Below are 13,882 nucleotides of genomic sequence, written 5' to 3'. Positions count from 1 at the left end.
TTGGAGCAGGGTCAGGTTGTGGATGTTAATATCGCACCTATTTACCACGGTACCTCAAGGATTCCCGCCGGGGTTACTGTCAAGGCGGAGGGGACGGGGTCTTTTTGAGCATGTTACAGCTCTGAAACTTCCAGGGATGCGATCATGTCAATAAATAATCTTCATGCAGTATTGCGGCCTCCTATCACACCTAATGACGCGGGTGCAGGGAAACAGTGGCCAATGATTGATGGGATGTTTTTCCCGTCAGACTATGTTGAATTCATAAATGTATATGGGTCAGGGAGGATAGCGGATTTTTTGGTTGTATTTAATCCTTTTAGTCAAAATGAAGATATTAATTTTTTTGATCAATTTAATTTAGTTTTAGGTAATTTTAATGATTTGGTAGCGTCTGATAGGGATTATTTTAACTACCCTCTTTACCCTGTAGAGAATGGACTAATTCCGGTAGGAGTAACGGATAATGGGGATTATATTTTTTGGGTTGTGACCTCGATGCAGAATAGCGACGAGTGGCAGGTGGCGATTATTGCCTCTAGATCGCCAGAAGTTGAATATTTTAAAGGTACTTTGACTGCCGTGCTCGAGGGATTGCTCATGGGTCGATTAAGTTCGAGCTCACTACCCAGTCGCTTTGCTTCCACCGGCATTCATTTCGATATTATCTAGCCTGTTGGTCATGCGGCGTAATGATAGAGAGTTGGCAGGCCATTGCATGGTGCAGTGCGCGTTATCGTATCAGTCGTGTCGGCCTATTTTGACTGCTGCAATCTTTAGCTAATTGCTCTCTAATAATTTAGGTAAAAAGGGGGCTCTTTTAAGCGCCCCATCTTAACCATTGAATTTTATGGCAGAGATCTAGGTTTCACTCAGAAAATCCATCTGGTCCGCACGGTAGGTGGCTACTACCTGCTGCAGACCCTGGACAATGTGTTCTTCTACTTCGGTGAGGTACCGGACGATAACACCGCCGTACCGCTGTACCGGCTGGAAAACACACTGGGTCACTACCTGCAGTTCACCCGCGATGCCGAGCAGCGCCTGACCGACATCAGCGCGCCCGGCGGTGTGCGGGTGCACCTGCATTACTTGCCCCCCTCGGTCGCGTGAGCAGAGCATCCTGTATGTCTATGAGCCTGGTAGCTATGTGCCGTTGGCACGGGTTGATCAGGCGGAGGGACAAGAGAAAAGGGTCAACTACTTCCATACTGACCAGATTGGAACGCCTCTGGAGCTGACTGATCGCGAAGGCCAAATTGTCTGGTAGGCGACCTATCGATCTTGGGAAGCGATTGAGCAGCTGGCGGTCAATGAAATCGAACAGAATCTAAGGTTTCAGGGCCAGTATTTTGATAGTGAAACCGGCCTGCACAACAATACGTTTAGGTATTACGATCCACAGGTGGGACGATTTACCGCGCAAGACCCTATAAGTTTGTTAGGTGGAGATAACTTATATCTTTTTGCACCTAATTCCACAGGATGGATTGATCCATGGGGACTGAGCTGTCGCACTGAATATTTGGGTAGAACTCCGGGCAAGTCGAGCAAAACCGGCAGAAAAGTAATTGAAAACATGAGGAATGAGGGTAGGATTAGAGGCCGAGGTGACTCGATGGAGTTCAAAAGCGCAACAGACAAGCAGTGGTATCCGGTTCGAGAAGCTGATAGGTGACACAAATATGATGCGGTGACATATTGGAATGATAGGGGTGGGTTCTTCGGCACTAAACCTAAAGAAAGTCGCAAGTGGATGCTTGACCCCAAGAACTACGAACTAGAGCATTACTCGTACAACAGGTCCGCTGGTGCAAAGCTGAATCAATTTCATAGGTCACCAGATAATATTATTACCCCGCATGAAATCTTTCAATATTGAGGTGTCTATGAATGATCTTTCGGAAGCGAATCTGCAGTTATCTCAAAAAATCGTAGATACTGTTGAGTCTGGTAACGAACTAGAAGAGTCGGGTGACTACGATGCTGCGCTACAGAAATATAGTGAATCATGGGACATGCTTCCAGAGCCAAAGGAAAAATGGGATTTATATCATTGGATTTCCAAATGTAATTCTGAGGTTTATTTGAAAAGGCACGACTACAAAAATGCTAAAGAATGGGCGTTAAAGGCTGTTGAGTCCAAACCCACCCGAGAAACGTCTAGCTTGATAATTCTGGGTGCCTCTTTGCTTGGGCTGGGCGAAAATAAGCCTGCATTTGATTCCTTCAAGACGGCTTTCGACATGGGAGGCGATAGAGCTTTTCAAGGCTTCGATAAAAAATATCTGAATTTCGTCGTCCATTTCAATGGTTAGTGATGTGCAGGAACTTTCGGATCAGTTATATGACGAAATTACGCTGAAAAGCGAGCAGGGTAACACTCTAATGGATCGGAATAACTACGCAGCCGCTGCACAGATGTTTACTGCTGCGTTGAGGAAGCTACCTGAGCCTATCGATCAGTGGGAAGCGTACGTTTGGCTGAAAGCAAGTATTGGTGATGCCTATTTTTTCATGGGAGACTACCACCGCGCGACGTGTGAATTTTTTGATGCTATGAATGGTCCAAACGGACCTCAGAATTGCTTTGTGATCTTTCGTCTAGGCCAATGCCTTTACGAACAAGCAGCCCCTGATGCAGTGGACTATTTATGCAAGGCGTATCTTCTTGAGGGTGAGAGTATTTTTAGGCGCGATGATGAAAAATATTTAATTGCCGTAAAATCGGCACTAGCACTTGCAAAGTAAAATTGATACTCAGTGTGGTGAATAGTTTTTATACGCAGGATAACGGTTAAGTGCTCGAGTGAGATTTCGTTTTTTAATTTGGTGGAGATAGTGCGTATCTCAGCGCGGCCAAAGGTCTGGATAATCACAATTTACTGCTGTTCTTCACTATAAGCTCTTAAGCTGCGAGGCAGCAGCTTGATAGATTGGATCTCCCAGATTCTGGATTCATACATGAGCTCTCTACTTGCGATAAAGAAAATTATTTTCTCGATTTTTAACCTTTGATGAAATTCAAAAAAAAGAGGGCATCCTACACTTAGGTAGGCCATGATCAGGTTGCTACAACCAAGTCGCCTGGATTGTCAATTCCTCTCCAATACGCAAATCTTGAAGCCTCCACTGTTAAGGATGATGAGATCTCAGTCGCATCTTTGGTCTCCAGTGAAGCCCCATGTGGGGCGGTGATTCCCAAAGTACTGGAGTCGACTTTTAATTTTTTCTGCCAAAAATAGTCGTCTGACTTCCCAGCTCCATTTCAGGGTGCATTATATGTAACTGATGCTGTAGGTTATCTTCTTGTTAATAAGCAAATGGGTAACGATATGGCTGAAGGCTGCTTCTTCGTGCAGATTGCATAGAGACTATGCTGCACCTCATTATTTTGTTTTATCGTTCTTTAACAGTTAACAGTTGCATTTTTGAGGTGGCAGGATTGTCGCTTGATAATTGTGAGGCACGCTGGCCGACAGCAGCCCCCCCTAGCGGCATCCGTTTGTACCTGCACACCGTGCTGCTGACCAAGATAACCTACCCGGACGGCAACACGTGGCAGGCGCGCTACGACGACCAGGGCAACCTGCTGGCGAGTCCGATGCGCTGGGCAAGATGACCGAGTACCTCAACGGCGAAGACGGCCTGCCGCACACGATCATCGATGCGAACTTTAAGTCCAAGTACCTCTGGTGGAACGCCTACGCCCAGGTCGATCGTTTCGAGGACTGCTCAGGCAAAAGCACCTACTACCGCTACGATGAGCGGCAACACCTGGTTGCCGTCACCGATGCGCTGAACCAGACTACAACACTGGAGCGCAAACCCGACGGCGAAGTGCTGCGCATCTGCCATTCAGATGGCACCGCCGAATCCTTTACCTACAACGCCCTCGGCCAGGTGCTGACCCACACCGACGGCAAAGGCCAGACCACGCGCTTGCAACGTACTTCGCGTGGCCTGCCCAGCAGCCGCCAGGATGCCAAAGGGCAGTTCATTCGTTACGAGTACGACAAAGCGATTCGCCTGACTGCGTTGGTCAACGAAAACAGCGCGGCTTACCGCTTTGCCTATGACGCTTCGGACCGCATGAGTGAAGAAGTGCGGGTGAACAACCTGACCCGGCGCCTCAGGTATGACGTTGGCAAAAATGAAAGGTTTAGGTTTGTGACTGGAGAAAAACTTTATGCAAAGTGGTGACTATTTTTTGATACCCATGGAAGACGGTCGGTTTGCTGTCAGCCAGGTTATTTGGATGGGTATTGAAAGTAAAGAGCAGAAATTCAAAAAAATCTTTGCTCTCGGGGTCTTATCCATTGGAAGGGAGAAGACTGTTCCTGAGAGCACTCAATATCTAAGCTTTAAAGATCATAAGGAATCTTTTGCTGTGATATTCACAGCGGTAGATAATTTGAAGTCCGGTGAGTGGCCGATCTTGCGTCCAGGGTCGTTGTGCGACTCTTCTTGGGAGAGCTTTGAGTTTAATATGGCTGGAATTTTGTATCGGCGAGGAGAGCCTGTTAGACTGTTGTCAATTGACGAATACCAGAATCACTTGCTAATGGGGGTTTCAGGCTATGCCCTCGTCGAGCGATTCTTGCAGCAGTACTGATGCGAATGCGTTGAGGTTCTTTAAAAACTGATCCTTATTGATGCGCGGACGCGCTTTAGTCGATTGAACTCGCGCTCACCGAGTTGCAACCAATCAATTTTTAGTGAGTCTAATAGCGTTTCCGGGTATTCCAATCGATGCGTAACTCGCTCGCTTCCCTTGCCGTATGTTAATTGCTTGACACTCAAGTACGACTATTTTGGCCGCCTGGTCGTAGAAAACGACCGCTGGGCCGCACAATCCGCTACAAGCATCACCTCGCTACCCAACTTGTGACCGCAACCCAGTTCCCGGACGGCAGCGTGTCGCAGTGCCGCTACGACGCCAAGGGCTGCAATTCCAAGCGCAGTATTGTGACCATGAGTCAGGTCTGAACTACAGTACCTTTCGATATTATGGTCCTGGAGTCGAGCGTCTCCTAACTCAAGATCCGATTGGGCTCTCTGGTGGATTTAACTTATATTCCTATGCATTGAATCCAATCACTTGGATTGATCCGCTGGGTTGGACTGATGTTGATGGTAGTGGTCGCCCACTCTCCAGTTCTCAATATGGTGTTTTGAATAGTATAGAGATGGCTCAAGAGATTCATGGATTGAGTAGAGGGGTTCACTTCAAAAATGCTAATGACGAGCTCTATAAGCGTACGTTAAAGCATTCTGAACTTAAAGCCACTTTGCCTGCTGAAGTAGTTGAGCATATTCAGCCAGGCCCAAGGGACGGTTTCATCGACCGGTGCCCACCGAATCACTCTTGTCACCATAACGCCCAGTCACCCAAGGACATCGTGCTCATGCAGAGAGCGCAGCACCAAGCGAAGGGGCCGGTACAGGCTAGTTTGCACCCAAATCAGAAGTGTGGCTTCAGGATTTAGAGGGACATTACGCGACGAGTTCAACGCCGCGTACAGGGAAATGATCGACGCCGGAGTTAGTCCAGCGTGCAGCAAGTAAATCATATAAATACTACGAAGCTCTGGGAGCACTTAAGTGATGATGATTCTTTCCGAGAGCCAGGATGGTGCCTCTGAAGTAAGAGTTGAAGCTTTATGTAAGCGCCTTGGTATTTCCAGCGCGTCTTGGATCGTCGATTTCTGGAGGAAAAGCGATGGGGCTCTCCTGAATGATCAGGTTACGATCTATTCGGTAAGTGACGTTGAAGAACGTAATCGGACATTTGAAATTGATAGGAACTTCAGAGGCATGATTGCCGTTGGGGATGACTCTGGCGGTCGGGTTTTATTGATAGATAAAAACGGATCGGGCAGTATTTTTCTCGTGGATTCGGGAAGTGTTTCGCTAGAAGGTTCCGATAAATTTGGAACTCTCGATAAACTCTTAGATTTTATAGTAGACGATGCTGAGGAGGGTAGCTCGATTAGTGGGATGGGAGACATAACAACCATAGGCAGCTGCAAGCCCACTCTTGACGAGGTGGTTGACATAAAGAAAATGTTGGGAATTGATTCGTCGGTCGTGCACTTAAAGTCGATATTAAGTGAGCCTGGGAAGGTTGTCGTGAGGTCTGTGAACTTGCAGAAATACAAAGATGTTCTGATTAAGTTTTCGCACCTTATTGAGTTTAAATGAGGCGCGCTAAATTCGTTGCTTGTGAGTTTCTGCTTTGCCACATGCAACTTGGATTTAGCGTGATTACGCTCTTTAATAACCAAGTGTGTATAGTAGTGACTCATGTGTATCTAACACTGCCCGTTAGTATGAGCTGTACAGTCGAAGACTGGACCAGCGACGGAGAGCATTACCATTATCCGCTACGACGTCGCCCAGTCCACCAGTTGGGTCACCGATATACTGGTCCGCGAGTTGGAGACACAATACAACGAAGGCCTCCGTGTCATTGCCAGCCGCGACTTCGGCGGCGAGCGCTACGGCACGGATCATCGATGCCAACTGCCAGGCCAAGTAACTGTGGTCAAACGCCTACGCCCAGGGCGATCGTTTCGAGGACTGCTCGGGCAAAAGCACCTACTACCGCTACGATGAGCGGCAGCACCTGATCGCCGTCACCGATGCGCTGGAGCAGCCCACGACGCTGGAGCGCAAACCCGACGGCGAAGTGCTGCGCATCTGCCATCCGGATGACACCGCCGAATCCTTTACCTACAACGCCCTCGGCCAGGTGCTGACCCACACCGACGGCAAAGGCCAGACCACGCGCTTGCAACGTACTTCGCGTGGCCTGCCCAGCAGCCGCCAGGATGCCAAAGGGCAGTTCATTCGTTACGAGTACGACAAAGCGATTCGCCTGAGTGAAGGTGTGTCAATACAAATGTCGTGCGAGGGCCCGCAGGGCAACCCTTGAAGGCAATAGCTACTCTCACATTGAATGATGTGAAAAAGGGGGGGCAGCCACTAATGGGACATCAAGGGCTTGGGCTCGAATGATGGGACATCCAGATGCTGATGCAGGTCATATAATTGGCTAGTTATCGTGGTATTTTTTGGAACTAATTATGACCAATAAGATCAATATCGAAGATATGCCGGCTGAATTCGCTAAGTTTTTGCAAAAAATGAATTTCTGGGAGGTGGATTTTTTTGAGCGACGGAAGGAGCTTGTTAGTCAAGGAGTGGAAAACTCTGAATTGAATCGTGAGTACACTAAGAAGCTGGAAAATATTCTCGATAAATATGCAATTAAAGATAAATCAAATTACGGCCGGCTCATAGATTTAGGGTGTGTAAGGCCGGCAACTTATGATCCTGAGTCTGATAAATTCGAAGTGGTAAGTAAAAATACAGATGAAATCGTTGTTCAAGTTCAGCAAGTCAAGGGAGCTGAGACTTGCTCTAGAATTTATCTGGTGCGTAAAGGCGAAGATTGGAAAATTAAAAAGAAAGAAATTTTGACTTATGATGATAAGTGGCGCCGTGCTTCGTTGTAAAAGGGCAATTTAATGTACTTATCAGCATGTTAGTTTTTGATGTAAATCTGGAAGTGCTATGGATCAACGCCAACTCTCTTTAACCACCTTACGCCGCCCACCAAGAATCACCCAGCCAATTCCCAGCAACAGGCTTTCGACGACAAACGCCAGCACAAACCCTGCCCCCACGCCCCAGCCAATCGCCTCCGGCACCAGGAGAATCTGATAGCTGTACCCCTTGAGCGTCTCGTCGCGCATCTGCGGATCAGGCTGCACCAGCACATGCCAGGTGCGGCTGACCCACGAGCCTTGCAAGGCCTGCCATTCGTTCTCGAGCATCTGGTTGCGGATCAGCAGGCTTTCGATGCTGTTGGCATCGCTGTTGAACACCACATCGTCACTGCTGCGGTAATGCCGCACCAGCGCCTGCAAATCCCCCTTGAAGAAACGTTCGGCGGTCTGTTTGAAGCCATCGAGTGCCTGGCGCGATTCGAACAGGTGCGCCTCGACCCGCTGGCTGTAGTCCTTGACCAGCCCAGGCACCTGGATACCGGCCAGCAGGCCGAAAGTGAACAGCAGCAACCGCAGGTAACTTCTGAACATGCAGCGTCCTTAGCTCTGGCCTTGCGTAACGCACTCTCCGTGCCGCCACAGGCCCCATTGGCCCGGTTCGTAGCGCCGCCAGGACTCGTTCTCGGTCAAGGCCTCGGTGGCAATCACCGTGACCACGTCATTGGGGGTGGTTTGGGTGTGAAAGTCGACGATCAGGTCGACATCCTTCAACCGCGCCGCGCCAAAGGGGGCGCGACGGGTAATGTGTACCAGCTTGGTCGAACAGAAACAGAACAGCCAGTCACCATTGCTGAGCAGGCAGTTGAACACGCCCTTGCCGCGGTACTCGGCACAGGCTTCGACCAACACCGGCAGCAGCTGTTCCACCGCGACCGGCTCAGGGAAAGCGGCACGGATGCGGTTGAGCAAGTCGCAAAAGGCGGCTTCGCTGTCGGTGTCACCCACCGGCCGGTAGAAGGTTGCCTCACCCTGGAACGCCCCTAGCTGGCCGTTGTGGGCGAAGCACCAGTTACGGCCCCACATTTCGCGCTCGAACGGGTGCGTATTGGACAGGCACACCTGGCCCACATTGGCCTGGCGGATATGGCCGATGACCACTTCGCTCTTGATCGGATAACGCTGCACCAGGTTGGCGACTTCCGACTCGCTGCTCGCTGCCGGGTCCTGGAACAGTCGCAGGCCGCGACCTTCGTAGAAGCCGATGCCCCAACCGTCACGGTGCGGGCCGGTGCGGCCGCCACGCTGCATCAGGCCGGTGAAGCTGAAGACGATGTCGGTGGGAACGTTGGCGCTCATGCCCAGCAGTTCGCACATGGTGCTGCCTCCGCTTACAGACGTGGCTCGACCCGGCCACCAGAAGCCGCGGCAGGCGGTGGGTCATTGCGGTAACGGTCACCGCGTTCGGCGGCCAGCGGTGCCCCGACGCCCACTTGGTCGTCCTCGGCAGCCAGGCGCTTGGCCGCGGCCTCCTGCTGCTCGCGGCGCTCGCGGGCACGCTTTTCCAGCGGCCAGCGCAGCAGCACGAAGGCCAGGTACAGGCCAAAGGCGATCAGGCCGTACATGGCAAAATCCGATACCGCGCGCCAGGCGTTGTTGCCCACCTTGAAGGCAACGTCCAGGGCAGTGATGGCGATGGCCGGGGCCATGGCATCCTTACCGGGGTCAACGACGGTCGGGGTCAATAACAGGACCGCGAGGATCACCCGCAGCGGCTCGCGCAGCCAGCGCCACATCCAGCCAGTGAGTTTGAAACCCACCCAGAGACAACCCAGGGCAGCAACAGCGTAAAGGCCCCAGGCGAGGGTATAGTCGTTCTCGGTCATGGTGATCGTGCAAGCCAGGCAAAGAGTTGCCTATGATAAACACTTTTCCGGGCGCAGGCGCCCCCCCAGCCAAGAGATCCCCGATGCCCAACGCGCTCCAGCCCCCCATCGCCCGCCAAGACCAGGCCGCCGACCCTTACGCCTGGTTGCAACAGCGCGACACCCCTGAGGTGCTTGAGTACCTGCAGGCCGAAAACGCCTACCAGCAAGCCTGCCTGGCCGACCAGGCGCCCCTGCGCGAACAGCTGTTCGAAGAGATCAAGGGCCGTATCCTGGAAACTGACCTGTCATTGCCCTCCCCCTGGGGCCCGTACCTGTATTACACCCGCACCACAGCGGGCGATGAGTACCCGCGCCACTATCGCTGCCCACGGCCTGCCGATGACGGCAACACAGTGGACGAACGCCAGGAACAGCTGCTGCTCGACCCCAACGCCCTGGCCAACGGCGGCTTTCTGGCCCTTGGCGGCTTCAGCGTCAGCCCCGATCACCGCCTGCTGGCCTACAGCCTCGACACCAGCGGCGACGAGGTCTACACCCTGTACGTCAAGGACCTGGCCAGCGGCAACCTGACCGCCCTGCCCTTCGACGACTGCGACGGCAGCCTGACCTGGGCCAATGACAGCCAGACGCTGTTCTTCGCCGAACTGGACGATACCCACCGCCCGTGGCGGCTGCGCCGTCACACGCTGGGCGAAACCGGCGCGCAGACCGTATTCGAAGAGCCGGACGGGCGTTTTTTCCTGCACTGTTACCGCGCCAGCTCCGAGCGCCAGCTGGTTTTGCTGCTCAACAGCAAGACCACCAGCGAGGCCTGGGTGCTGGACGCTGAAACGCCGCGGGCGGCATTCACCTGCCTGGCACCGCGCGCCGAGGGCCACGAGTACTTCCCCGACCACGGCCAGCTCGATGGCCAGTGGCGATGGTTCATCCGCAGCAATCAGGACGGTATCAACTTCGCCCTGTACCAGGCAGCGGCAGACCAGGTGCCCACCCGTGAGCAATGGCAGGTGCTGGTACCACACCGCGACGAGGTCATGCTCGAAGGCCTGAGCCTCAACGCCAGCGCCCTCACCTTGAGCCTGCGTGAAGGCGGGCTACCGATCATCGAAGTGCGCCCGCAAGGCACGCCGGCCTACCGCGTCGAACTGCCTGACGCGGCCTATAGCCTGTACGTGCAGGACAGCCTGGAGTTCGCCAGCACGCGCATCCGCCTGCGCTACGAGGCGCTCAACCGCCCGGCCCAGGTGCGTCAGCTGGACCTGGCCACGGGCGCGCAGGCGGTGCTCAAGCAAACCCCGGTGCTGGGCGATTTCGATGCCGATGACTACGTCAGCGAACGCCTGTGGGCCACCGCCGCCGATGGCACCCAGGTGCCGATCAGCCTGGTACGCCGCAAACAAGACCAGGGCAAGACGGTACCTCTGTACCTGTACGGTTACGGTGCCTACGGTGAGAGCCTCGACCCGTGGTTCTCGCATGCCCGCCTGAGCCTGCTGCAACGCGGTGTGGCCTTTGCCATCGCCCATGTGCGCGGTGGCGGCGAGCTGGGTGAAGCCTGGTATCGCGCCGGCAAGCAGGAGCACAAGCCCAACAGCTTCAGCGACTTCATCGCGTGCGCCGAGCACCTGATCGCCCAGGGCGTGACAGCCTCCGACCGCTTGGCCATCAGTGGCGGCAGCGCCGGTGGCCTGCTGATCGGTGCCGTGCTCAACCTGCGCCCGGAGCTGTTCCGCTGCGCCATCGCCGAAGTGCCGTTCGTCGACGTGCTCAACACCATGCTCGACCCCGAGCTGCCATTGACCGTCACCGAGTACGACGAATGGGGCAACCCGCAAGAGCCACAGGTGTACGAGCGGATCAAGGCCTACGCGCCCTACGAGAATGTCAGCGCCCAGGCCTACCCGGCCATGCTGGTGGTCGCTGGCTATAACGACAGCCGCGTGCAGTATTGGGAGGCAGCCAAGTGGGTGGCGCGCCTGCGTACACTCAAGACCGACAGCAACCTGCTGCTGCTCAAGACCGAGATGGGAGCCGGCCACGGCGGTATGAGCGGGCGCTACCAGGGGTTGCGAGACGTGGCACTGGAGTATGCGTTCGTCTTCAATGAGCTGGGCGTGGTTTAAAACGCGCTTTTCGTTGTCATAGCTTCGAGGGCCAATGGCCCTGATTGCCGGCAAGCCGACGATCAGGGCGGCCCAGAACTTTCGGACAACACCCGCCAAGAAGAACGACACATGCCCGACCAGACCCATCTCAGCGCCGAAATCCGCGACATGCTCATGGACTGCGACCTGTTCGACACCTTGCAGCCCGGTGACTTCCATACCGCCGCAGGCTACTTCAGCCTCGCCACCCTGGTCGAAGGCGAAACCATCTTCAACGAAGGCGATGCCGGCACCTTCATGTGCATCCTGCACCGGGGGGTGATTTCAGTGCGCAAGACCGACGCCCACGGTGCCCAAGTGGAGATCGCCACGCTGCGCAGTGGCCGCGCCTTCGGCGAAATGGCTGTGCTGGACGGCGAGCGCCGCTCGGCCAGTTGCATGGCTGCCAGCGACTGCCTGCTGCTGACCTTGGGCAAGGATTCGCTGGAAAAGATGCTCAACGAAGCCCCACGCATCGCCGCGCGGATCATCCGCGCATTGGCCGTAGCCTTGTCGAAACGCCTACGGATGCAGGACGGGCAGCGCCTGGCGCTTTAATCATCGTTCGCAGCCGGCTTGTCAGGTTCGGTGCGCAACCCAGGCAGTGGCTGATCCTTCGGCGGCCCTGGCAGCGGAACGGGCGGCAGCAGCGGCGCGCCGGGCTGCCTGTCATAGGCCTTGGGGGCAGTGCTCGGGGTAATCTGAGGGTACGGCGTGGGCGTTGCTGTGCCAGGTGCTCCCGGCACCGGTGTGGTGATACGTGGCGGCGTGCCGGCGGCATGCACCAAGGGCAGGCCGGCTAAAAGCAGCGCGGCGAGGATCGCACGAAACATCAGCAACCTCCTGTCTGAACATTTCTACAGGCTACGCCTTAATACACGTTTTCGCCTGTCCGCTTGCCCTGCAAGCGCGCTAGACTCATTGGCATAACCGTTACCTGCCTGATCAGAACAAAGGAAACACCATGAGTTCGGCATCCACGTCCGCCGCCACCGCCCGCCTCGACCGTATCCTCGCCGACGCCAAGCGCGACAAAGAGATGGGCTACCGCGACAAAGCCTTGAGAATGTACCCGCACGTGTGCGGCCGTTGCGCCCGTGAGTTCGCCGGCAAGCGCCTGAGCGAGCTGACCGTTCATCACCGTGACCACAACCACGACAACAACCCCCAGGACGGCTCCAACTGGGAGCTGCTGTGCCTGTACTGCCACGACAACGAGCATTCGCGCTATACCGACCAGCAGTACTTCAGCGAAGGCTCCACCAGCACCCCGAGCATTGCCAAGGCCACGCACAACCCGTTCGCCGGGCTGGCTGGCTTGCTGAAGAAAGACTGACTGTCGACAGAGCCCCCCGCTGCCGCCGGCGAGCCCGTATAATCGCGCTTTTTTTGCGAAGGGCCCCGGCACGTGGCTAACAAACGGTACAGTTGCATCGGCCTGTTCAACCCAAAATCTGCAGAGAACGTAGGCTCGGTGATGCGCGCAGCGGGTTGCTACGGCGTGAACTCGGTGTTCTACACCGGCAAGCGCTACGAGCGCGCCCGCGACTTCGTCACTGACACCAAGCGCGTGCACTACGATATTCCGTTGATCGGCATCGACGACCTGCAGCGCATCATCCCGCTGGGTTGCACACCCGTTGCAGTGGAGTTGGTGGAAGGCGCTCGGCCCTTGCCTGAATACACCCACCCTGATCGCGCCATCTACATCTTCGGGCCGGAAGACGGCAGCCTCGATGCGAACGTGCGCGCGTGGTGCGAAGAAACCATCTATATCCCCACCGAAGGCTGCATGAACCTGGCCGCGACGGTGAACGTGGTGTTGTACGACCGTTTGGCCAAGGGCCTCAATACCCGCTCGGGGCCCAAGTTCAAATAGCGCAACCCCTGCCGGCTTGGGCAAATGTGACCACCTGGCAAACCGACTGAACGTGAGCAGCAAGCCTCTGGTCAGCTGCTTACACTTCAGATGGAGGGCTTGCCATGCTCGATATTCATTCCACTACGGCGTCACAGGACCATAACGTACAGGGCCTGGAGCGGGTCGGTTCACTGGCCGGTGGTGCGCTGATGTTCACCAAGGGTATGCGCCACGGCGGGCTGGTCGGGCTACTGCAGATGGTGGTCGGTGGCATTGCGGTGGCGCGCGGGGTCAGTGGCCATTGCTCGACCAAGGCCTGGTGGCAGAAGCATCGACAGGAATATCACCGTTTGCGCTCGGACATCGAACGCAGTGCCACCGAGCTGGAGGCGCTCAAACGCAGTGCCGAGGCGGCGACGGAGGGGGTGACGGTAACGGGGAAAGACCCGCTCACGGGTAGTTGATCAGCGGCTTGTA

Annotated in this window: 17 protein-coding genes and 4 pseudogenes; 17 read left to right on the top strand and 4 right to left on the bottom strand. The window is 54.9% G+C overall.

Annotated features, from left to right (window positions below):
* Positions 1-144: 144 nt before the first annotated feature.
* The 12 genes and pseudogenes from ACIPZH_RS08845 (at position 145) to ACIPZH_RS08790 (ending at position 7,520) form a co-directional block, all read left to right on the top strand.
* Positions 145-672 (top strand): SMI1/KNR4 family protein, encoded by a 528-nt coding sequence (locus ACIPZH_RS08845; RefSeq protein ID WP_400635958.1) that lies wholly within the window; start codon positions 145-147, stop codon positions 670-672.
* A gap of 261 nt (positions 673-933) precedes the next feature.
* On the top strand, positions 934-1,113 hold the full coding sequence (locus ACIPZH_RS08840; RefSeq protein ID WP_400635957.1) for a hypothetical protein: 180 nt from the start codon (positions 934-936) through the stop codon (positions 1,111-1,113).
* 1 nt (position 1,114) lies between these two features.
* Positions 1,115-1,517: pseudogene (locus tag ACIPZH_RS08835) on the top strand (RHS repeat domain-containing protein); the annotation flags it as partial.
* 372 nt (positions 1,518-1,889) lie between these two features.
* On the top strand, positions 1,890-2,318 hold the full coding sequence (locus ACIPZH_RS08830; protein ID WP_349974678.1) for a hypothetical protein: 429 nt from the start codon (positions 1,890-1,892) through the stop codon (positions 2,316-2,318).
* A gap of 4 nt (positions 2,319-2,322) precedes the next feature.
* Positions 2,323-2,751 (top strand): hypothetical protein, encoded by a 429-nt coding sequence (locus ACIPZH_RS08825; protein WP_400635956.1) that lies wholly within the window; start codon positions 2,323-2,325, stop codon positions 2,749-2,751.
* 766 nt (positions 2,752-3,517) lie between these two features.
* Positions 3,518-4,149, top strand: a pseudogene (locus tag ACIPZH_RS08820) (type IV secretion protein Rhs); the annotation flags it as partial.
* A gap of 40 nt (positions 4,150-4,189) precedes the next feature.
* A complete protein-coding gene (locus ACIPZH_RS08815) occupies positions 4,190-4,615 on the top strand; it encodes an Imm26 family immunity protein (RefSeq protein WP_400635955.1) in 426 nt (141 codons plus the stop codon).
* Between the two features lie 310 nt (positions 4,616-4,925).
* A pseudogene (locus ACIPZH_RS08810) lies at positions 4,926-5,060 on the top strand (RHS repeat-associated core domain-containing protein); the annotation flags it as partial.
* A 247-nt stretch (positions 5,061-5,307) separates the two neighbouring features.
* Entirely contained in the window at positions 5,308-5,568 is a 261-nt protein-coding gene (locus ACIPZH_RS08805) for a hypothetical protein (RefSeq protein WP_400636084.1), read from the top strand.
* 39 nt (positions 5,569-5,607) lie between these two features.
* Positions 5,608-6,204, top strand: coding sequence for an SMI1/KNR4 family protein (locus tag ACIPZH_RS08800; protein WP_400636083.1), 597 nt, complete (start codon positions 5,608-5,610; stop codon positions 6,202-6,204).
* 140 nt (positions 6,205-6,344) lie between these two features.
* Positions 6,345-6,886, top strand: a pseudogene (locus ACIPZH_RS08795) (type IV secretion protein Rhs); the annotation flags it as partial.
* Positions 6,887-7,088: 202 nt separating this feature from the next.
* Complete coding sequence (locus ACIPZH_RS08790) at positions 7,089-7,520, top strand: NTF2 fold immunity protein (RefSeq protein ID WP_400635954.1); 432 nt, start codon at positions 7,089-7,091, stop codon at positions 7,518-7,520.
* Positions 7,521-7,583: 63 nt separating this feature from the next.
* Here ACIPZH_RS08790 and ACIPZH_RS08785 read toward each other — a convergent pair whose 3' ends face one another.
* Genes ACIPZH_RS08785 through ACIPZH_RS08775 form a run of 3 tightly spaced genes read right to left on the bottom strand, consistent with a single transcriptional unit; the run spans position 7,584 to position 9,397 of the window.
* Entirely contained in the window at positions 7,584-8,105 is a 522-nt protein-coding gene (locus ACIPZH_RS08785; protein ID WP_349974690.1) for a DUF2937 family protein, read from the bottom strand.
* Between the two features lie 9 nt (positions 8,106-8,114).
* Entirely contained in the window at positions 8,115-8,888 is a 774-nt protein-coding gene (locus tag ACIPZH_RS08780) for a class II glutamine amidotransferase (protein ID WP_400635953.1), read from the bottom strand.
* Between the two features lie 14 nt (positions 8,889-8,902).
* The gene (locus ACIPZH_RS08775) at positions 8,903-9,397 is read right to left on the bottom strand and encodes an MFS transporter (protein ID WP_400630171.1); all 495 of its coding nucleotides are present in this window, start codon (positions 9,395-9,397) and stop codon (positions 8,903-8,905) included.
* Positions 9,398-9,480: 83 nt separating this feature from the next.
* Here ACIPZH_RS08775 and ACIPZH_RS08770 point away from each other — a divergent pair, with 83 nt between their 5' ends.
* The gene (locus ACIPZH_RS08770; RefSeq protein ID WP_241806022.1) at positions 9,481-11,523 is read left to right on the top strand and encodes a S9 family peptidase; all 2,043 of its coding nucleotides are present in this window, start codon (positions 9,481-9,483) and stop codon (positions 11,521-11,523) included.
* A gap of 111 nt (positions 11,524-11,634) precedes the next feature.
* Positions 11,635-12,102, top strand: coding sequence for a cyclic nucleotide-binding domain-containing protein (locus ACIPZH_RS08765; RefSeq protein WP_400635952.1), 468 nt, complete (start codon positions 11,635-11,637; stop codon positions 12,100-12,102).
* Here ACIPZH_RS08765 and ACIPZH_RS08760 read toward each other — a convergent pair.
* A complete protein-coding gene (locus ACIPZH_RS08760; RefSeq protein WP_400635951.1) occupies positions 12,099-12,377 on the bottom strand; it encodes a hypothetical protein in 279 nt (92 codons plus the stop codon). The two genes, ACIPZH_RS08765 and ACIPZH_RS08760, sit on opposite strands and share 4 nt — an antisense overlap.
* 131 nt (positions 12,378-12,508) lie before the next feature.
* Here ACIPZH_RS08760 and ACIPZH_RS08755 point away from each other — a divergent pair, with 131 nt between their 5' ends.
* The 3 genes from ACIPZH_RS08755 to ACIPZH_RS08745 all read left to right on the top strand — a co-directional run bounded on the left by ACIPZH_RS08755 (position 12,509) and on the right by ACIPZH_RS08745 (position 13,869).
* Positions 12,509-12,880, top strand: a complete 372-nt coding sequence (locus tag ACIPZH_RS08755; protein ID WP_012315716.1) for a YajD family HNH nuclease — start codon at positions 12,509-12,511, stop codon at positions 12,878-12,880.
* A gap of 72 nt (positions 12,881-12,952) precedes the next feature.
* Positions 12,953-13,423 (top strand): RNA methyltransferase, encoded by a 471-nt coding sequence (locus ACIPZH_RS08750; RefSeq protein WP_039602101.1) that lies wholly within the window; start codon positions 12,953-12,955, stop codon positions 13,421-13,423.
* A gap of 104 nt (positions 13,424-13,527) precedes the next feature.
* Positions 13,528-13,869 (top strand): DUF2892 domain-containing protein, encoded by a 342-nt coding sequence (locus tag ACIPZH_RS08745; RefSeq protein ID WP_400635950.1) that lies wholly within the window; start codon positions 13,528-13,530, stop codon positions 13,867-13,869.
* Positions 13,870-13,882: the final 13 nt, after the last annotated feature.

It is taken from the genome of Pseudomonas sp. NPDC089758, assembly GCF_044748705.1.
Classification (GTDB): Bacteria; Pseudomonadota; Gammaproteobacteria; order Pseudomonadales; family Pseudomonadaceae; genus Aquipseudomonas; species Aquipseudomonas putida_X.
Note: the sequence above shows the minus strand (reverse complement) of the source record. Positions and strands in the feature narration are given on the sequence as shown.

Excerpts from the sequence above, each read along its gene's own strand:
- ACIPZH_RS08845 (WP_400635958.1), top strand. The coding sequence starts at position 145 with ATGTCAATAAATAATCTTCATGCAGTATTGCGGCCTCCTATCACACCT.
- ACIPZH_RS08830 (WP_349974678.1), top strand. The coding sequence starts at position 1,890 with ATGAATGATCTTTCGGAAGCGAATCTGCAGTTATCTCAAAAAATCGTA.
- ACIPZH_RS08815 (WP_400635955.1), top strand. The coding sequence starts at position 4,190 with ATGCAAAGTGGTGACTATTTTTTGATACCCATGGAAGACGGTCGGTTT.
- ACIPZH_RS08800 (WP_400636083.1), top strand. The coding sequence starts at position 5,608 with ATGATGATTCTTTCCGAGAGCCAGGATGGTGCCTCTGAAGTAAGAGTT.
- ACIPZH_RS08790 (WP_400635954.1), top strand. The coding sequence starts at position 7,089 with ATGACCAATAAGATCAATATCGAAGATATGCCGGCTGAATTCGCTAAG.
- ACIPZH_RS08785 (WP_349974690.1), bottom strand. The coding sequence starts at position 8,105 with ATGTTCAGAAGTTACCTGCGGTTGCTGCTGTTCACTTTCGGCCTGCTG.
- ACIPZH_RS08780 (WP_400635953.1), bottom strand. The coding sequence starts at position 8,888 with ATGTGCGAACTGCTGGGCATGAGCGCCAACGTTCCCACCGACATCGTC.
- ACIPZH_RS08775 (WP_400630171.1), bottom strand. The coding sequence starts at position 9,397 with ATGACCGAGAACGACTATACCCTCGCCTGGGGCCTTTACGCTGTTGCT.
- ACIPZH_RS08770 (WP_241806022.1), top strand. The coding sequence starts at position 9,481 with ATGCCCAACGCGCTCCAGCCCCCCATCGCCCGCCAAGACCAGGCCGCC.
- ACIPZH_RS08765 (WP_400635952.1), top strand. The coding sequence starts at position 11,635 with ATGCCCGACCAGACCCATCTCAGCGCCGAAATCCGCGACATGCTCATG.
- ACIPZH_RS08760 (WP_400635951.1), bottom strand. The coding sequence starts at position 12,377 with ATGTTTCGTGCGATCCTCGCCGCGCTGCTTTTAGCCGGCCTGCCCTTG.
- ACIPZH_RS08755 (WP_012315716.1), top strand. The coding sequence starts at position 12,509 with ATGAGTTCGGCATCCACGTCCGCCGCCACCGCCCGCCTCGACCGTATC.
- ACIPZH_RS08745 (WP_400635950.1), top strand. The coding sequence starts at position 13,528 with ATGCTCGATATTCATTCCACTACGGCGTCACAGGACCATAACGTACAG.